This is a genomic window from Synechococcus sp. MIT S9451, assembly GCF_047304725.1.
Taxonomy (GTDB): domain Bacteria; phylum Cyanobacteriota; class Cyanobacteriia; order PCC-6307; family Cyanobiaceae; genus Synechococcus_C.
This window is the reverse complement of record NZ_CP138971.1, coordinates 2,589,761-2,605,724: the sequence shown is the minus strand read 5'-3', so window position 1 is coordinate 2,605,724 and position 15,964 is coordinate 2,589,761. Positions and strand designations below refer to the sequence as shown.

Genomic DNA, 15,964 nt, shown 5'->3' with positions numbered 1-15,964 from the left:
AAATGACCAGGCGGTCCCACGATGAACTCTTCTCAGCTCTCAAGCCTCAAATGGGAAGAGAACGGCGAGATGTCTGCGCAAGACACCTGGAATCTCGTTCGCCAGCTCACCAAAACCGAAGACCACGACAGGGCTTCGAACCTGCTTCAACTCTCATCGAAGCACAGACACGCCAATCTGGATCGTTGACGTCGCCCCAGCGGCAACAGCTTGATAGCAACACTTGTGGGCAGAGCTGCTGAACTTGGCAGAGGCCCTGAACTTGGCAGAGCCACTGACCCGCGCAGCTAGGCCTGGGCTTCCTGGCAGAACCCACCAGAGCCTTCCATGAAGCAATGGTCCTCGGTTTTCTGCACGTCAAAGCTCTCGTGACCGAGACCAAAGTCGCTGCATTGGCGTCTTGCGCTTACTTGCGTTTGCCAATGCGCGTGGCACTTGGATGCAGCGGGCAGGCCAAAGCGTGGAATGGGGCGTGGGTTCCATCACAGATCACGCTCCCCATTGGTTGAGCATTTGAGCTGTCGAATTTCATTGATGTGACTGCAGCATCACCGTTCTAAAGGTGTTGGTGCCATTGATGCGGAAAGCACTGCTTCTGCTTGGGATCGCTTCGCCTTTGGCCCAGCTTGGGGCGTGAGCATCTGCACAATTGGACCCTGCTCCAGAGGCCATGGCTGCCCAGCTCGCTTCTATTCCGGTGAATCCGGAAATGATTCGATCCTTTTTCTCTCCTTGGCTGCCTGCTTCGACAGCTGTGGTCATGGTGAAAGCAGCGGCGTGGCTGTGATGAACACCGTGCTGAATCACCAACAACTGAGTCGTACCCCTTTGCTGTGTGGTGTGGTGTCGGTGATGGCGGCCACAGCCTTGGGCTGTGGCACCGCCGTCGGCTCCTTTGTGATGCTTGACGCTGTTTGGTCTGATCCTGCCCGTGCTGCGGAGCCAACGGTGTTGGTGCTCATGTTGGCGACATCCGCATTTCGGGAAAAGGTTTGCCGTGAGAGATCCGCTCAGGAGGTGGATCGGGTCTGATGGTTTGTTCGTAATTGGAGGCTTGTTCTGATGACTGGAATGCGTCAATACCAGGGTCGTTACTCACCAGGCTGCGGCGCCCGTGTTCGTGAGCGCACGCTTGTGGCTGATCTGCAAGGAGACGAAGCAGTGCAGCACGCTTTTGAGGGCTATGCACCTCAAAGGCCAGCCGCTGCACCTGCAGCCTTGGCCCGACCGGAAAGCCCTGCCTCCAGCCAAGGGTTGTGGGCTGTGATCACACGAGTTGTGCGTTGGCTACGCACCTTGCTGAGGCTTTAGTCACCGATCAGTTTTGTTCTCGGCTGAGACCAGTCGAGCGGCTGGTGATGCCAGATCGGCAAGGCCGGCACGATGGCCAGCTCCTGTCTTTGATCATTGCGGCTTGCTTAGTAGGGCTTCGCCGCGGCTGTGAATCTCGCGGGCATAGTCGGTCCAAGTGCCCTGCCCCCAATAACGGAAGCAGCTGGTCTCCAGCAGCAGGAGATGCAGGAGGCAGTTGCGGTAGTGGGGTGTCGCGCTCATGGCTGGATCAGCAGCGACAGCATCGTCAAAGCGGGCGTGAAAGTCAGCGCTGAGTTGGTGCATCGGTGTGAGCACGTTCGTGTAGCCCTCCACCCAGCTGAGGTTGTTGGTCCAGGAGGCTCCATCCATGGAGAAGCCGCCATCGTCTTGACGCAAGCGGTTGATCGCAGCGTCAACGGCGGTTGCGCTTAGCTCACCTTCCACGGCATCCCAGAGGCGCTTCTGCTGCACCGCCTGTATCGGCGGGAATTGCTCTGGCCCAATCCCTTCCGCTTGCAGTAGCTCGAGGTATTCCGTGCCATTGATCGCCTGCGTTGCTTCGTTGCGCACTCGCTCGTGGGCCTGAATGAAGGCAGCAGGGAATTCGTTCATCATCACGCCGCCATTTTCACCATCGGCGATTTGGCTGACCAGGGCCGGAACCATGCACGTGTCCAGCGGCTGTCGCTCCAGGCCAAGGGCCTCGTAGCAGGGTTGCATCTGACCCACCAGCTTGGTGTCGGATCCCTGCGTTTTGATCAGCGCAGTGATGCTGATCTCCTCCCCGTTGGAGTTGCGGGCGATCAAACGGTTCGGCACCAAGGTTTGCTCGCGGGGCAATGCTGCTCCATTCAGGGTTTCTACGCTGTGCTCTTGCACGAGAAGCCAGCGATAACCGCACTCTTTTAGGGCTTGGATCAGAGCAAATAGCGTCTCGGGGTGATTGGGCAAGTGCATCTCCGGCAGCGAGAAGCCGCGCACGCGTTGCAACGCTGCATCACCGGCGATTGCTGCGAACTGATGCTGCCAGGCTTGGATCTGCAGCTTCAAGTCAGGAATCGGAGTTGATGGGGCCACGGCATGGCCCCAAAAGGTCCCGAGCCACTCCACATGCCGTTGCATGGTGGGATCGCAGGCCAAGTAACGCAGGGCGTCCGTGATGTCGGTTCGGCCCATCTGCTCAACGCCCCAGAGCAGGTTCCCCGAGTAATCGAGCATGATGCGAGGGCTGCAGCCGTCATCAATGAGGCGGGGGATCAGCTCTGCCATGCGCCTGTAGCACTGGGCGAACGGTTCGGCGTTGTGATTGTCTCCCTGGTCAGGGTGCTCCAGCATGAATTGCAGATGGGAGACCAGCTCTCCACCAGGCCCGGCGGGGATGGTGGGCTGATGCATATGCAGTGCACAGGCAAAGCCAGAGCTGAACGTCTCAAGGCTCCGATCTGACTGGGCGAGCCAGACAGGTTGTGCTGTCTGCATCAGCTTTTGCAGCTCACGTTCTCGGCCGCTGATCGCGGGAAGGGTTTGCATCGGATCAGCCACAGATACTGCCTAGCTTCCAGACCTTGCTGCAGTCGTGTTGGCTGCCATCGAAGATGATCGTGTTGCCGTTGGCGGGGTTGCGCAGCACAAATGAACCGGCATAGGAGAGAAGATTCCACTCACCGCCGCGTGGATCGCGATAGATCGACGATGTGCGGGTTGTCGTGCTGATCAGGGTGTAGGTGTCGCTGATGCCATCTGACCAGGTCAGTTGGAACCGACCGCAAGGAGCGCTGTTGCAGAGAAAGCTGCGTCTACATCGGAGATTGCGACCGTTGTAGCTGCAGTTCACCCAGGCTTCATTCCCAAAGGTTTGGGCTTGGAGTGGTCGGCTTGGCCCGAGAGAGGTGAGCAGGCCGAAGCAGGCAACAACGGTTGCCATCCTCTGAATCGTCGCGATCACCGGGGTCATGCTCTGAGCTCCATGGCCTGGGTGGGTGTTCTCAAGAACGAGCGTTGATCTGCTCCAGCAATGCGCGTCTCGCGACCAACCATTTGGGGGTGCTCGTCTGGCGCCATGGCTTTTGCTGTCGGACCGGTGGGCCAGGGGAATGAGGTCAGCGTCAGTCCTGTGCTGCTTTGCATGGAGTCTCGGTGGTCATGGCTGTCCCGACCACTTGGTTCAACTGATGTCTGCGAACGCGCATCGAGGCCTCGGTGTTTTCGCTCATCCAGCGCCAGGCGTTTCGAACGAGCATGGGGTCGTTTCTCTGTGCGTTGCGATGGCGATGATCCTGCATGCTCGGCTGCTGTTCTGGGTTGTGACCGCCGTTTCTTGGACGGTATTGCCGGTGATGGCCCAGCGGGCTGATGTGGTTCGACCTGACGCCAATGGGAATTTCCTGACGACCAAGGTGCAGGGGAACAGGGGTGAATATCACCAGATGCTCTGGTTGGTGATTGATCAGGACCCCAAGGGGCTGAACTGCAGGTCGCTCGGTGGCGATGCCGTTCCTCTGGTTTCCCTCGACTACGGAAGCATTCTTCGCACTGCAATCACGCAGCCCCAGCTGAATGGAATCGATTTTGAGGACGATCAAGCTTGGTTGCCGGTGGATGTGGGGCCTAGAGGGAACTTGGTGTTGGATCACAGGCCCCTCAAGGCGCGTGGAAAGCTGCTGCGTTGCAGGGTGAGGGCTAACGCTGCCTTGATCACACCGATCAATCCCGACGACTTCGACGAGACGGCGGCGCGTGGTCTGCGCACGATTCATTCGCGGCCGTAAAAAGGCGGGCTTTCCAGGCCCGCCCTAATCCCCCAACAGAAGTACCGATGCTCGACGCTTCTGTGGATCTGTTATCGCCTAGGGAGAAGGGCTCTGTCGTTGGAATTGCTACGGATCGTCGCCTTGATGAGTGTTTCAGCACTGGCGCTTAGCCCCCCACCTGAGCCAGAACAAAAGGGCTGCGTTGCTTCTCATGCGTTCGTCTTATGAGGTGAGGTTGGAGTCTCCAGGTGGGGCACAGCGGTTTGTGGTGAGGGCCTCCAGCCGAAGTGATGCCTGCCGTATGGCGGCCGAAGCCCATCCCGGTTGTGCTTTTGTGGTGGTTGGCAGAATTGGCGACGGGATTGATTGCCCTTAGTGAGTCCTGTTCTGCAGGCCAGATCTCACCTGAACTTCTCTTCCGGCTGTCATTGCGATCGTGATGCTGGTGGTGGAGTCTGTAGAGGATTAAGCATGTTTTGAAGTCGTTATCACTGGCGATTAACAACCTTGTCTTCAGTCTTCAGTCTTCCTGGTCATCCAAAAGGACTGTTTGGAAGATGTGCCTTTGTCTCCACCAAGACTGTTCAGTGAAGCTCAAGCCTTCTCATGGGCATGGATCTTGTCTCCATCGATCAATCCAGTCGATCAGTCGGTGAGATCAGATCAATTGTATGAGGATTAGGATTTCGATTTTCTCAGTCAGGTTGCCCGAAGATCTAGGCACATGAAATCATGCTGTGGCTTTCGTCTCTGGTGGGTCGTTGATGGCACGCCATGGCCGGAATGGCCTGATGCTGACAATGCTTTGCTCGATGTTCGAAATGATACACAAGTAGCGAAGTGTCCTTGCGGCTTTGTCTGGTGAGTGGCTACGTTAAAGATTCACTTGCTGATGGGGGATGAGCTGGAGGCCGAATCTTCGCTTTGTTTTTGAGCATAAAGCGCTGATTTACAATCTTGGAGCATTAAGTTCCTATATCTCACAGGCTTGTTTCCTGTCTCACGGCATTCACATGTTGGCGACGCGCACGCGGCCGCATTGGTCTACAACTGGCTTTGCACTGTTTACGCTGACCTCGATCGTTCTGATGACCCCGTATAAGTGGGACAGGAAATGGATGCGTATTAAAAGTCTGATAGGGATGACAACATTTGGCAGTGTTCTGATTCTTTACGCTGTCTGTGCGATGGCGTTTTGATGAGTTGATCAGGGCATGGTCTGGGCGATCTCTGTTTGAGGGTCTCTTGGAGGGGCTGTTGCTCAGCTGTGGGCAGGATCCGTCAGGTGGCGTCTGCGCTGGATTGATTCACCGAGGCTTCACCAGCACTGCTTGTGTTCTTCACCTCTGCAGCTCAGCTGGTCCACCGGATGAGTGCTCATTGTGAGGGTGTTGAAGGGACGGACCCACCGACACCTCGCCCTGAAACTCCCAACGTTGCATTCGATCATCTCCAAGGGGACGGACCCACCGACACCTCGCCCCTGGGAAGGCTGGATCGAGTCCGCGGGCTCTGCCTGGCGGCGAGAAGGCGTTGAAAGCCCAAAAAAGGACGCCTGCTTGAAGGGTGCTCGGCGAGGCGTCAGGCCAATGCGCTCGTCGATCTCGCTTGGGGTACGCCTTGCTCTGCCATGGCGATTGCATCGCATGCATGCGTTCAGCGACTCGCCTACTAAGGCAATTGAGAATCACTTGCAGAAAAGCGGGTTTTGTGTTCTATTGAGATCTGTTCTCAATGGTGGAGTTTGTGGTCCGTGTGTTTGGCGATCGTGCGCTGCTGGCCACGTTGGTTCAGCAGTGGGCCCATGAGCAGGTGCAGCTCCCCCGTGCTTCTGCTCTTGATAGCGCAGCGGTCTTGAGGCGATCAGCGCGGCGAGACCTGGGGAAGCCACCCCTTTGATCGATGCTTCTGGCATCCGCAAACGTTGCTTGCGGAAGGTCGCTTTCGCCACAACAGCCTGGAGATGGATGCGGCTCAATGGCGCTAGCTGCAGCGATGCGATGAAGTCACCATGCTCCCGGCCATTGATGGGGATGTCCGTGCGGCGCACCCTTGCAGACGAGCAGGTTTGGCTTGAGTTCTGGAAAGGTGGTGCGGCCCATTCGATCTGTGTGCCTCGCTCGCGTCTAAGGCAATGGCGTCTGGATCTAATCGCCGATGGTGCGGTGCTGATCCGTTCAGTGTCGGCCGGAGTGGCGGCTGAAGTGGCGGCTTGACCGCTGGCTCAGGCTTCCTCTGGCCTGGGGCAAGGCATCAGTGGAAGCACTCCTCCTTGGGGGTGAAGCCATTCCTCGAATTCGTGGTCGATTGCCAACGCGTCGGCGTCTCGGTCCGCATTGGTCAGCAGCTTTCGACGCTGTTTGCAGTAATCAATGGCTGCTTCGATCAGGGCCATCGCTTCCTCGCTGGTCATCAGCCGTGGGCAGATTGATCTGCATGCTTGATGTAGTCGTCAGCTCGCGCCGTGGCAATGGCGACAGGTCGGTGGCTTTTTCAGCGTTCCCGGATCGGCGCCAGGCGCAGGGCGGCTCAGGCGGAGAGCCATTGGAGTGAGACCCGTCGCTGGCGCGGGCCATCCAGCTCCACCAGGATCACGTCTTGATATGTCCCGAGCACGGGCTCACCATTGGTGACGTGCACCATGACCTGGTTGCCGAGCACAAGAGCCTGAAGATGGGCATGGGCATTGCGCGGTTCATCGGCGGGGATGTCTGGGCGAAGGTCCAGATCGTTGTGTTTCCAGGAGGCGGAGGCGGAGGCGAGTTGATCCAGCCAGTGCTCGAGGTCCATGAGCAGTCGCTCTTCCATCTCGTTGACAATCAGAGCCGTGGTGGTGTGCAGGCCGGAGATCGATACGGCACCTTCTCGTTCGCCATGCAGGCGGATGAAGTCACGCACCGCGTCCGTGAGGGGCAGGCACTGGAATGGCTGGGAGGTAGAGAGGGAGAGCAGCTGCGAAGACATCGGAGCGGGCTGCAACGGGCGTTCGCTCCCACTGTGCATGACGCCTCTGGCTGATCAGGGTGTCTTTCCAGGCTTGATCAAGGTTGCGAGGGTGGCCATGCTGGCTGCACGGATCGATACAACAGCTTCCATGCCCCTTTTGCCCCGCTGGCAGTACATGACTGACCAGAGCAAGGCTCTGGTCACCAAAACCACCATTGGCCTCGGCGTGGTCCTGGTGGCCGCCCTGTTGCTGCGCTCCCTTTTCCCTTGGGTGGTGTTGGTCTTGATCGTTTGGTTGGCATGGCAGCTGTTTGCGCGCCGGTGATGGGGCGGTGTCGAGTCTTCTCAGGACGTTGATGCTGTGCCCATGAACGTCGCTGCCGCTCCGTCCCTTTGTTGCTCTTGGGTGAACAGCAAGGGCTAAGTGGTTCATGTGGCCCACCCCCATGATTTTCTGTGAGGCTGTCGCTGCAAGGGATTTGATGGCGACTAACTTGAATGGACAAGTTGTGGTCATGTTGTGGGCCGGTTGCATTTCACATCGCAGAGACCTTCGCTTGCTCCCTGCGTTAGGGGCTTCAGCAATCAACAGGCAATGCTTGTTCTGCTTTTTGCCCTTCCACTTGGTTTGGTGGGATTGGGCTTTGTGGTGTTGCTGATCCAGCGTCAAGTTGCGGTGAAGCCCACACCAGCTCCGCCTGTTTCCCAGGAGCGTCCGATTGATGCCGATCGCAGTACAACGATCCAGCCTCTTCCGGCTCAGGAGCCTTCAGCGGCTCCGCAATCTGGGCTGAGCCAGCAGCAGGCCCGAGCGATTGTTGAGGAATGGCTCACTGTGAAGTCGCAGATCTTCGCTCCTCCCTTTAACACCGATCTTGCCGATCAGGTGGTGGCTGCCGGCCCGCTCTGGACAGATCTCACCAAGCCGGATGGATCGATTCAGTGGTTGAAAAATAACAATAGTCGTTATTCCTATTCGATCATTCGCGTCAATCGTGTCATTCGCTTCATTCCGTCGATTGCGATGCCATCGATCGTCGTTTCGGTGACTGAAGACTCCACCTTGCATTCGCCAAAAGGGGCTGAAAAGTCTTCTAGTACTAACGATTGGCTCTATACCCTGAAGGAAGAGACTGGGCGTTGGAAGATCTGGGATTACCGCAAGCAGTAGATGGATGTCATCCGTTCTGCCTCAACGGCTGGTGTGCTCCTAATGCTCTGGGGCTGTAGCGCGATTCAGCTCCCTGGTTTTAGGACGGCTGCTGATCCTGATTCCGTGCCTAAGGCCGCGCTGCCTGTTGCTCCGAAGAGTGCACCTCCCTTGTTGGAGCTGGTGCCGTCTGATCTTCAACCCGTGGCTCCTGATCAGATTGCGCGCTGTTCGAGGCTGCTCGATTTGTCAGAGGAGCTCGACAAGCCGGCTGATCCCACAAATTTTGGTGAGCGTGAGAGCCGTGATGTTTGGGGACGACCGCTGAATGGAAGCCCTCAGGTGATTGTTCTGCATGAAACAGTGATCGGAGAGCAGGCAACTGTTGACCTATTTCAGACATCGCATCCTGAGGACGCAGATCAGGTGAGTTATCACATGCTGATTGCCCGTGATGGATCCCGCTTGCGCATCGTGCCTGATAAGAACCGGGCCTATGGCTCAGGTATGTCGGCGTTCGGTGATGCGACCCAGCGTCGTGAGCCTGGACGGGTGGGATCCATCAACAACATCGCCTTGCATGTGAGTCTTGTATCACCGGTTGATGGACGTGATGACCGAGGGAGCCATTCCGGTTACACCCCAGCTCAGTACCGCAATCTTGCTGGTCAAGTGTTGCTGTGGCAGGCCCGTCACGGTATTCCGTTGACTCGGCTCACCACACATCAGGCCGTGGATCGCAGCCGAAGTCGTTATGACCCACGGAGCTTCCGCTGGGATCGCTTCATGCCGCTTTATCAGCAGGCAGCACGACTGTGCGGATTGGAGAGGTTCGACAATGGCCAGGCGGGACTCTGACTGTGAATGACGAGAGCCTGTGAACGATTTCCTTGGGAAGGTTGAACCTTGGCTGCAGGTTGGTCTCTCCTCTGCATGACTATCGCTCACCTGTTGCCCCGATGGGGTGGCTCAACCTTGCGGCAGGCGACGTGCTGGAGCCCGGTCTATCAGTTTGATCTTTCGCCACGGAACCCTTGATGTCAGCTGGAATGACAACGGGCTTGACGAGCTGAAGGACGCCAGGAACAAGGCCTTCAAGGTGACGGCCACCGACATCAGACAAGGGAATGGGTTGATCCTGAGGCTCGCGGATGGTGGGTCGATCAAGATCCCCTCCTCTGGCGGGATTGATGCCTGGGGCTGGGTTCAGACTTTGTTGGCCTTGACCTGCAAGGGTCTCAACCTTGTTTTTGTATCAATACAAACAGTTTTTGTTTGGAGCTCAAGGCTCAATGGTGTTCAGTGAAGGAGCCACCGCTTGGATCTCACCGTTCAGCAGGTTGAATCATCGTTTGCTGTCAGCCCCGGTAGTGCCCTGGGCTTGTTCTGGCTGCAAGCCCATTTCCCCACCAGCGAGTGGGATGACCTGTTGAGTGGTCGGGCTGTATTCAGTGGCGAGAGCCTGACGGCCATGACCAGTGATGCCCGTGATGCGGGATTAAGCGTGGAGGCTCCTGTCCAAGTGCGTTTCTGACAAGTGCATTTCTGAGCTTTGCCTCGAGGCTTTTGGTTGGGCCTGAAGAACGGGTCGACCTGCTTCAAGCACGAGTCATCTCCGGTCACATTCGCAGATTGATTCAGTCATCCGCGCTGGTCTTGCCTCCACTACAACTGATGCAGTCCGGAACACGGACTGCTGCAAAACCTGCCGACCCCCGGGCGTGAGACCCCCGGGGGTTTTTTATGGCTGAAGGCTGAGCTGGCGGGCCCGATGGCGGGCAAGTGTCCGCCCTGAGCGCTTCCTGGGGCGTTGATAAAGATCGGCGTTCACCTTCAACTGGCGCGGGTAAGGCCAGCTGCGTTTCAGAGCGGCTGAGTTGCTAGTGCGCACGCACCACCAGCAGTGGAGGTAGAGGACGATCAACCCTGTGATGACGCCGGTCATGGCCGTGGGATGTCACTCGTGGGTTCTTGCCCTTGATTGTCGGTGTTGATGGCCTCGCACGCCAGTGGTGATGCCGTGATTCCCATTTAGCTCTCAAGAGCTGACTCGGAGCAATACAGCACTTCACAGTCATCAGACGCGACGCGAGATGATGGAGAGGTCTCGCAGATCTGATGGTCAGCTCCAAGCTTGGAATTAGTAGCAAGCAGCAGCGTTTGATCGATCTGCTGGAGGCCAGCGATGCTGAGCTCAGCGGTCAGCAGCTCCATCGCTCTCTATTGGAAAGCGATCAGGGGATGGGGCTGGCGACTGTGTATCGCAATCTCCACCAGTTGCAAAAGCGTGGTCTGGTGCGTTGTCGCCATTTGCCCACTGGAGAGGTGCTTTATGCCCCTGTGATGCGTGATCGCCATCACCTCACTTGTGTGAACTGCGGCGAAACCCGTGAGCTCTCCAGCTGTCCGTTGCATGCGATGACCATTCCGGAAGAGCAACAGGGCGGGTACCAATTGCTCTTCCACACCCTTGAGTTCTACGGCCTCTGCAACCGTTGCCAGCAGGAAGACGTCAAGCCGTGATCAGAAACGGAAGGTCACTCCGGTTCCAACATGGTTCTGGAATCCCTTGCCCCAGCCTTTCCCGCCTTCCGTGCTGTACATCATCTCCAAGTGGGCGAAAGCCACAACGCTCTCCGAAAGAGGGTATTCAAAAGAGATGTCTCCGCCCCAGTCCGTGCGTTGTGACAGGCCTGAATAAGAGCCAGGTGAGTAGAAGCGAGGACCACCGGTCAGGGTGATATTGAGCAGATCCACGTTGAAGCCGAAGCCGGCCCAAGTGTCGGTGTAGTTGCCGATGTAGGTGCCGTCGCTTTCCCAGCCGGTGTGATTGCTCACATTCACGAAGATGCCATCGATCACCGACTCCAGACCATCGCCGAGGGCGAAGTTGACGTCTCCATCGCCGAATGCATAAGTGATGCCTGCCGAGACTTCATGTTTCACACCCTGAATATCTTCACCCTGGGATCGCATCACGGCGTAAGGAAGCCAGGTTGCTGAAATCGCCAACCGATCGTTCGGTTGGTAGCGAGCCTGAACCATTCCTTTCATATCGATTCTGCGGTAGGGCTGCCCCTTCTCATGGCCATGAGCTGCATGGTCGGCGTGCCCTGAAGCGGCATGGTCGGCATGCCCTTCCTCGGCATGGTCGTCATCGCCATGGTCCTCATCGCCATGGTCCTCATCGGCATGCTCTTCCTCGGCATGGTCGTCATCGCCATGCTCCGCATGGGCAGCCCCTTCGGTTGCATTGTCATCGTGCTCGTCGAGATGAACCTTGCCGTAGAAATGTTCGGCCTCACCCCATACCGCTGCTGGACCGAAAGCGGCTTCGATGCTGAAACTGCCGTCGTTGGCAAGTCCCCACTCGAACACTGCGCCGAAGAGGCCATCGATCGCATAGTGGGCAGGTTTGCCCTCGGTTCTGAGGTTGTTCTCGAAACCTCCGTGACCTTCAAGGGTGATCACAGGAGTCACCCTTGACTCCCCTTCGCGCAGCTCTTCTTCTGAGCCACCCCCATGGTTGTGGCCGGCACCTGCGTGGCTTGCTGGTGCGAAGACAGCCTCGAGGGCAAGCGGAGATAGCAGCCCGAGCGCAGCCAAGGCTGCAGGCGAGATTGAGAAGCGGCGCATTTGGTTGGAGTCTGGGAAGGGAGTCGGGATTGAATGGGGAGTGGTCTTGCTGCCGTTACTGGACAGCACTCCATCGCTGTTGCAGTCGTTCTGCAGAGGCTTGATCGCAGCTGCCGCCTTGGGCATTCACCACCGTGCAGGTGTTGCTGGTGGCGGTTTCGATCAGGCTCTTGCCAGGTGCCGTGCCATCAGCAAAAACGAGATTCTTGGCAATGGGTTTGCCGGTGCTGCGACTGATGCGCTTCATGGTCTTGGAGACCGGGAATTGTTCGGGGAACAGCACTTTGGTCTTGGAGGCTTTTACGGCGTTGCTGATCGCTCTCAGGCTGGAGGGCCGCAGTGTGCCTCCGGTGGCGTAGTCGTCGATCATGGCCACGTGGCGCATGCCGTAGCGGTCGGTGAAGAACTCAAAAGCCATGTGTTCCGACACCAAAACGCGATGGTCAGCCGGGATGGTGGAGATCTGCTGCCGGTTCCAGGCGTCGAGATCGCGGAGGATGGCGATCACGTTCTGCTGGCGTCGTTTCAGAGCCTGTTTCGATTCAGCATTAATCGGTAATTGCTGAAGAGCGTCGACCACCACATTGGCCATGGCGCCTGTATTGGCAGGGCTGTGCCAAAGATGGGGATCGTTGTTGGGGTTATTCGGAACAGCGAGCTCGCCCACGGCGATCAGCTCGAAATTGCCGTCTAGACGACTGAGCGATGGGTTGAGGTTGTATCCATTAATCAGCACCAGTTCGGAGTTGCTGATATCTCTCCGGTTGGCAGGAGTGAGTTGAAAATGGTGGGGATCGGCGCCGGGTGGAATCAGACAGCGCACATCGGTGGCTCCGCCGGACAGGGTGCGGGTGAGATCGCAAAGCACCCCATCGCCTGCCACGACCGTTGGAGTTGCAGCTTGGGATGGTGATGGATTGGCCAGCCCTGTGGCTAAGCCTGCGGCGATCAATGCAGTGCTGCGCAGCAGGCGCGAAAAAGAGACGCCCATGAGGCAGCCCGGAGAACGGCCGAATGATAACGGTTCTCATTCTTGGCGCAATGCCCCTGCCCTTCCCCATCGCGGCGGGGCCGGTGATGATTAGCCAAACCATTCACCTTCATGGCGCGATTGGCCACCGCCTGGGCGATCTTTCAGGGCTTGCTGCTTGAGTCGCTTCCCTTCCTTTTGTTAGGGGTCACGATCGCTGCGCTTGCCCGCTGGCTTGTGCCCCAAGCTGCATGGGTGCGACGGCTGCCGCGTCACCCGCTGCTGGCTCCGGTGGTCGGTGCCTTGCTCGGCTTCGCTCTACCGGCCTGTGAGTGCGGCAATGTGCCAGTCGCCCGGCGCTTGTTGGCTAGCGGTGCACCTCTTGGTACCGGCTTCGGTTTTTTGTTTGCGGCGCCTGTTCTCAATCCGATCGTGTTGGCCAGCACCTGGGCTGCATTCCCTGATCAGCCCTGGTTGCTATTCGCCCGTCCTCTGGGGGCCTTTGTGATTGCCATTGCCCTTAGTGCACTGTTGGGGTTGATGGGGGAACGGGCCCTATTGGAGCCTGCCTTGCTCGAGGAGCGCCGCTTGACGCAGCCGCTCGCCGAAGTCGGCCTGCTGGAGCGGGGCAGTGGCGTTCTCGGCGCGGCTCCGATTTCCATCTCGCCCCGCCCTTCATCCCAGTCCATCTCGCTGTCGGACGTGCTGCTGCATAGCGGTCGAGAGTTCCTCGGTCTGTTGGTGTTGCTGGTGCTGGGATGTGCCCTGGCTGCAGCAGTTCAGTCCTGGTTGCCTCGCGCCTGGTTGCTGGCTGTGGGGTCGGCTCCGACTCTGTCGGTTCTGGCGCTGATGTTGCTGGCCCTTGTGGTTTCGGTCTGTTCGAGTGTGGATGCTTTTCTTGCGCTCGGTTTTGCTGCGCAGGTCACGCCTGGGGCGCTGCTGGCATTCTTGTTATTGGGCCCGGTTGTGGACCTCAAGCTCGCTGGTCTGTTTACCGTGCTCCTGCGCCCTAAAGCGATTGCAGTCACCGCTTTGGCCGCGTTGCTGCTGGTGCTGCTGATCGGTCAGTGGGTGAACCTGGTGCAGCTTTGAACGTCATGACGCTTCGTCTTCGCTGGTCATCGCTGTCGCTTCCCCTGCTGTTGCTGTTGTGGGGTTGGGTGATGGTCTGGAGCACGGCATCCGGCCGTCTCGATCTGCTCCTGCGTTCCGTCTATCACCCGGTTGTTGCTGTTGGCGGTGGCCTGTTGATCTTGATCGGCTTGCTGCAGCTGCGCTTGCTTCTGCGTCGCAAGCGGGCGGGGCAGGCCAGCCAAACTCTGCCTCGCGGCTGGTGGCTGACTGCGCTGGTGGCGCTGGCGATCATCGTCTTCCCGCCACAGCCTTCGTTTAATGATCTCGCCTCCAGTCGGCCGAGCAGTCTCCCGGAGGCGCCGCGACTGGCGTTCGTGTTGCCACCTGAGCAGCGCACGCTCACCGAATGGGTGCGGCTCCTGCGCACACAGCCCGATCCGTCTCTGCATGCCGGGGCTCCAGTGTCGATCAGCGGTTTTGTGCTGAAGCGCCCGGGAGAACCTGCTCAGCTCGCCCGACTCATGGTGCGGTGTTGTCTTGCGGATGCCACGCCATCGGGTTTGCCTGTGCTGTGGCCGGAGGGCTTTGATCCGAAGCCTGATACCTGGCTGGAGGTCAAGGGCAAGATGGTGACGCAGGAGCATGACGGTGCGCTGCGCAATGTTCTGGAGCCTTCAAGCTTGAAGGTCATCCCTCGACCTGACCGACCTCTGGAACCATGACCCGATCTGGTCTGTGGGCGTTGCCCCGCCCTTTGTTGCTGGCTTTGGGAGGTCTGACGGCGCTGGTGCTGGTCCAGCAACAAGTGCTGCTTCGCCGTCCACCCCGGCTGCAGATGCTGGCGATCCAGCCACTGCGTTCCGGGGCCGGCGCGCTGGATGTGCGTTTTAGTCGCCCGATGCAACGGGAGACGATCGCGGCCGAGAGCCGAATCAAACCGGAGCTGTCCCATGCTTGGTTTGGTGCCGACAACGCCTGGCGATTGCTGCTCAACCGCACGGATCCCATCCAGTCTCCGCTGCAGCTGGATCTGGCTGGTGCTGATCGGCGCGGTCTGCGTGTCGCGCCGAGCCGTTGGTTCTGGGATCCACGGCCGACGTTGCTGGCTGTCGTGCAGCTGAAAGAGGGCCAGCAATTGCAGCTGCAAGACCGTCAGGGATCCTGGGTGCCACTGAGCCCAGTGCTGCCTGGCATTTTTCAGGTGGAGCCATTCGGTGATGGCCGCGGCGTCGCCTTCGTCAGTGCGGACGACAACGGCGACCAGTTTGTCGACGTTCGACACCTGACGCCGCGATCCCTCGCAACTGATGCTGATGCAGTTGGCTCCCCTCTGCTGGGTGACCTGGAGCGGATCACCCAACAACCCCAGTTGTTCGCGCATGTGAGCAGCAATCTCAGAGGGGATCTGCTCGTTCAGGCCGGTCGGCTTGAGCCAGGGAGTGATCAGCTTTGGATGCGCAGCCCCGATGGGAGGCGCCGCGATTTGAGCCTGAAGGTGGCCGGTCCTATCCGTCTGTTGCCGGATGGCACGGGCTTGGTGGTGCCTGGGTACGACGGTCTTGAGCTGTTGTCCCTTCAGACCCTGCAGGATCAAGCCTCTGAACGGCAGACACTTCCTGGCAGTCGAGATCTGAGGGCGTTCTGCACTGGATCCGGCAGAGCTCTGCTCGTGCGTCACTGGCCGGACTACCGCCGGTCGGTGGAGTTGGTCATTCCCGGCCTCCCACCACGTCAGATCTGGTTGGGTGAGCAGGCCGTCATGGGGGTGGCCTGCGATAACGGTGGAGAACGCCTTTGGGTGGTGCTGCGCGATTCCCTACCCAAGGCTGTCGACACGCTGTTGTTGCTCGATCGCGATGGCAAGGTGCGCAAGCAACGCAGGCTGGAGCCTTGGCTGATGGCACCAGATTCCTGGTTGCGATTCGATCCTGTCAGCGATCAGTTGTTGCTGTCTGTGATTTCCAGTCGGCGCGCGCCTGGGCGCATCGCCTGGGTGGATGGCAGCACACTTGGCTTGCGGATCCAGGCCGAGCCGTCGGTGGTCAGCGCCACGCTCTTGCCTGCTGCCGGCAGGATCGATCGCTTTTAGGCCGGCCTTGTCCTCTCTTGCTCCTGTCGCTTGAG

21 protein-coding genes are annotated in these 15,964 nt (G+C 58.6%); 13 read left to right on the top strand and 8 right to left on the bottom strand.

The window, feature by feature from the left end:
* Positions 1-633 precede the first annotated feature (633 nt).
* Both SIB72_RS13670 and SIB72_RS13665 read left to right on the top strand, forming a co-directional pair.
* Positions 634-1,032 carry a hypothetical protein gene (locus tag SIB72_RS13670; RefSeq protein ID WP_413744202.1) on the top strand — a complete coding sequence of 133 codons (399 nt, stop codon included), beginning with the start codon at positions 634-636 and terminating at the stop codon, positions 1,030-1,032.
* Positions 1,033-1,062: 30 nt separating this feature from the next.
* On the top strand, positions 1,063-1,311 hold the full coding sequence (locus tag SIB72_RS13665; protein ID WP_137007099.1) for a hypothetical protein: 249 nt from the start codon (positions 1,063-1,065) through the stop codon (positions 1,309-1,311).
* A gap of 93 nt (positions 1,312-1,404) precedes the next feature.
* On the opposite strand, the gene SIB72_RS13660 is transcribed toward SIB72_RS13665, so the two are convergent.
* Genes SIB72_RS13660 through SIB72_RS13650 form a run of 3 tightly spaced genes read right to left on the bottom strand, consistent with a single transcriptional unit; the run spans position 1,405 to position 3,441 of the window.
* Positions 1,405-2,844: a glycosyl hydrolase family 57 gene (locus SIB72_RS13660; protein WP_413744201.1), complete on the bottom strand. Its 1,440-nt coding sequence runs from the start codon at positions 2,842-2,844 to the stop codon at positions 1,405-1,407.
* A gap of 4 nt (positions 2,845-2,848) precedes the next feature.
* On the bottom strand, positions 2,849-3,268 hold the full coding sequence (locus tag SIB72_RS13655) for a hypothetical protein (protein WP_413744200.1): 420 nt from the start codon (positions 3,266-3,268) through the stop codon (positions 2,849-2,851).
* Positions 3,265-3,441, bottom strand: a complete 177-nt coding sequence (locus SIB72_RS13650; protein WP_413744199.1) for a hypothetical protein — start codon at positions 3,439-3,441, stop codon at positions 3,265-3,267. The genes SIB72_RS13655 and SIB72_RS13650 overlap by 4 nt, the downstream gene beginning before the upstream one ends.
* 137 nt (positions 3,442-3,578) lie before the next feature.
* On the opposite strand from SIB72_RS13650, the gene SIB72_RS13645 reads away from it, so the two are divergent.
* The 3 genes from SIB72_RS13645 to SIB72_RS13635 all read left to right on the top strand — a co-directional run bounded on the left by SIB72_RS13645 (position 3,579) and on the right by SIB72_RS13635 (position 6,280).
* On the top strand, positions 3,579-4,082 hold the full coding sequence (locus SIB72_RS13645) for a hypothetical protein (protein ID WP_413744198.1): 504 nt from the start codon (positions 3,579-3,581) through the stop codon (positions 4,080-4,082).
* A gap of 1,716 nt (positions 4,083-5,798) precedes the next feature.
* Positions 5,799-5,963, top strand: coding sequence for a hypothetical protein (locus SIB72_RS13640; RefSeq protein WP_413744197.1), 165 nt, complete (start codon positions 5,799-5,801; stop codon positions 5,961-5,963).
* A 128-nt stretch (positions 5,964-6,091) separates the two neighbouring features.
* A complete protein-coding gene (locus tag SIB72_RS13635; protein WP_413744196.1) occupies positions 6,092-6,280 on the top strand; it encodes a hypothetical protein in 189 nt (62 codons plus the stop codon).
* An 8-nt stretch (positions 6,281-6,288) separates the two neighbouring features.
* On the opposite strand, the gene SIB72_RS13630 is transcribed toward SIB72_RS13635, so the two are convergent.
* Both SIB72_RS13630 and SIB72_RS13625 read right to left on the bottom strand, forming a co-directional pair.
* On the bottom strand, positions 6,289-6,477 hold the full coding sequence (locus tag SIB72_RS13630; protein ID WP_115121453.1) for a hypothetical protein: 189 nt from the start codon (positions 6,475-6,477) through the stop codon (positions 6,289-6,291).
* Positions 6,478-6,593: 116 nt separating this feature from the next.
* Positions 6,594-7,028, bottom strand: a complete 435-nt coding sequence (locus tag SIB72_RS13625) for a secondary thiamine-phosphate synthase enzyme YjbQ (RefSeq protein ID WP_115121466.1) — start codon at positions 7,026-7,028, stop codon at positions 6,594-6,596.
* A gap of 37 nt (positions 7,029-7,065) precedes the next feature.
* Between SIB72_RS13625 and SIB72_RS13620 the strand changes: the two genes are divergently transcribed.
* The 4 genes from SIB72_RS13620 (at position 7,066) to SIB72_RS13605 (ending at position 9,694) form a co-directional block, all read left to right on the top strand.
* Entirely contained in the window at positions 7,066-7,335 is a 270-nt protein-coding gene (locus SIB72_RS13620; protein WP_413744195.1) for a hypothetical protein, read from the top strand.
* A 270-nt stretch (positions 7,336-7,605) separates the two neighbouring features.
* The gene (locus SIB72_RS13615) at positions 7,606-8,181 is read left to right on the top strand and encodes an ARC6/PARC6 family protein (RefSeq protein WP_413744194.1); all 576 of its coding nucleotides are present in this window, start codon (positions 7,606-7,608) and stop codon (positions 8,179-8,181) included.
* Positions 8,182-9,018, top strand: a complete 837-nt coding sequence (locus SIB72_RS13610; protein ID WP_413744193.1) for an N-acetylmuramoyl-L-alanine amidase — start codon at positions 8,182-8,184, stop codon at positions 9,016-9,018.
* A gap of 460 nt (positions 9,019-9,478) precedes the next feature.
* Positions 9,479-9,694, top strand: a complete 216-nt coding sequence (locus SIB72_RS13605) for a hypothetical protein (RefSeq protein ID WP_115018688.1) — start codon at positions 9,479-9,481, stop codon at positions 9,692-9,694.
* A 207-nt stretch (positions 9,695-9,901) separates the two neighbouring features.
* Here SIB72_RS13605 and SIB72_RS13600 read toward each other — a convergent pair whose 3' ends face one another.
* Entirely contained in the window at positions 9,902-10,105 is a 204-nt protein-coding gene (locus tag SIB72_RS13600; protein ID WP_115120373.1) for a hypothetical protein, read from the bottom strand.
* 173 nt (positions 10,106-10,278) lie between these two features.
* Between SIB72_RS13600 and SIB72_RS13595 the strand changes: the two genes are divergently transcribed.
* Entirely contained in the window at positions 10,279-10,683 is a 405-nt protein-coding gene (locus SIB72_RS13595; protein ID WP_115120374.1) for a transcriptional repressor, read from the top strand.
* On the opposite strand, the gene SIB72_RS13590 is transcribed toward SIB72_RS13595, so the two are convergent.
* Both SIB72_RS13590 and SIB72_RS13585 read right to left on the bottom strand, forming a co-directional pair.
* Positions 10,684-11,796, bottom strand: coding sequence for a hypothetical protein (locus SIB72_RS13590; RefSeq protein WP_413745140.1), 1,113 nt, complete (start codon positions 11,794-11,796; stop codon positions 10,684-10,686).
* A gap of 55 nt (positions 11,797-11,851) precedes the next feature.
* Entirely contained in the window at positions 11,852-12,787 is a 936-nt protein-coding gene (locus SIB72_RS13585; protein WP_413744192.1) for a metal ABC transporter substrate-binding protein, read from the bottom strand.
* A gap of 111 nt (positions 12,788-12,898) precedes the next feature.
* Here SIB72_RS13585 and SIB72_RS13580 point away from each other — a divergent pair, with 111 nt between their 5' ends.
* From SIB72_RS13580 to SIB72_RS13570, 3 genes are read left to right on the top strand one after another with little or no spacing between them, the layout of a single operon-like run.
* Positions 12,899-13,858, top strand: a complete 960-nt coding sequence (locus SIB72_RS13580) for a permease (RefSeq protein ID WP_413744191.1) — start codon at positions 12,899-12,901, stop codon at positions 13,856-13,858.
* Positions 13,859-13,863: 5 nt separating this feature from the next.
* A complete protein-coding gene (locus tag SIB72_RS13575) occupies positions 13,864-14,562 on the top strand; it encodes a TIGR03943 family putative permease subunit (RefSeq protein WP_413744190.1) in 699 nt (232 codons plus the stop codon).
* Positions 14,559-15,929: a hypothetical protein gene (locus SIB72_RS13570; RefSeq protein WP_413744189.1), complete on the top strand. Its 1,371-nt coding sequence runs from the start codon at positions 14,559-14,561 to the stop codon at positions 15,927-15,929. Before SIB72_RS13575 ends, SIB72_RS13570 begins: the two co-directional genes overlap by 4 nt.
* The last annotated feature ends 35 nt before the right edge of the window (positions 15,930-15,964 follow it).

Coding starts and splice junctions, on each gene's coding strand:
- SIB72_RS13665 (WP_137007099.1), top strand. CDS start 1,063: ATGACTGGAATGCGTCAATACCAGGGTCGTTACTCACCAGGCTGCGGC.
- SIB72_RS13660 (WP_413744201.1), bottom strand. CDS start 2,844: ATGCAAACCCTTCCCGCGATCAGCGGCCGAGAACGTGAGCTGCAAAAG.
- SIB72_RS13655 (WP_413744200.1), bottom strand. CDS start 3,268: ATGACCCCGGTGATCGCGACGATTCAGAGGATGGCAACCGTTGTTGCC.
- SIB72_RS13650 (WP_413744199.1), bottom strand. CDS start 3,441: ATGCAAAGCAGCACAGGACTGACGCTGACCTCATTCCCCTGGCCCACC.
- SIB72_RS13645 (WP_413744198.1), top strand. CDS start 3,579: ATGGCGATGATCCTGCATGCTCGGCTGCTGTTCTGGGTTGTGACCGCC.
- SIB72_RS13640 (WP_413744197.1), top strand. CDS start 5,799: ATGGTGGAGTTTGTGGTCCGTGTGTTTGGCGATCGTGCGCTGCTGGCC.
- SIB72_RS13635 (WP_413744196.1), top strand. CDS start 6,092: ATGGGGATGTCCGTGCGGCGCACCCTTGCAGACGAGCAGGTTTGGCTT.
- SIB72_RS13630 (WP_115121453.1), bottom strand. CDS start 6,477: ATGACCAGCGAGGAAGCGATGGCCCTGATCGAAGCAGCCATTGATTAC.
- SIB72_RS13625 (WP_115121466.1), bottom strand. CDS start 7,028: ATGTCTTCGCAGCTGCTCTCCCTCTCTACCTCCCAGCCATTCCAGTGC.
- SIB72_RS13620 (WP_413744195.1), top strand. CDS start 7,066: ATGACGCCTCTGGCTGATCAGGGTGTCTTTCCAGGCTTGATCAAGGTT.
- SIB72_RS13615 (WP_413744194.1), top strand. CDS start 7,606: ATGCTTGTTCTGCTTTTTGCCCTTCCACTTGGTTTGGTGGGATTGGGC.
- SIB72_RS13610 (WP_413744193.1), top strand. CDS start 8,182: ATGGATGTCATCCGTTCTGCCTCAACGGCTGGTGTGCTCCTAATGCTC.
- SIB72_RS13600 (WP_115120373.1), bottom strand. CDS start 10,105: ATGACCGGCGTCATCACAGGGTTGATCGTCCTCTACCTCCACTGCTGG.
- SIB72_RS13595 (WP_115120374.1), top strand. CDS start 10,279: ATGGTCAGCTCCAAGCTTGGAATTAGTAGCAAGCAGCAGCGTTTGATC.
- SIB72_RS13590 (WP_413745140.1), bottom strand. CDS start 11,796: ATGCGCCGCTTCTCAATCTCGCCTGCAGCCTTGGCTGCGCTCGGGCTG.
- SIB72_RS13585 (WP_413744192.1), bottom strand. CDS start 12,787: ATGGGCGTCTCTTTTTCGCGCCTGCTGCGCAGCACTGCATTGATCGCC.
- SIB72_RS13580 (WP_413744191.1), top strand. CDS start 12,899: ATGGCGCGATTGGCCACCGCCTGGGCGATCTTTCAGGGCTTGCTGCTT.
- SIB72_RS13575 (WP_413744190.1), top strand. CDS start 13,864: ATGACGCTTCGTCTTCGCTGGTCATCGCTGTCGCTTCCCCTGCTGTTG.
- SIB72_RS13570 (WP_413744189.1), top strand. CDS start 14,559: ATGACCCGATCTGGTCTGTGGGCGTTGCCCCGCCCTTTGTTGCTGGCT.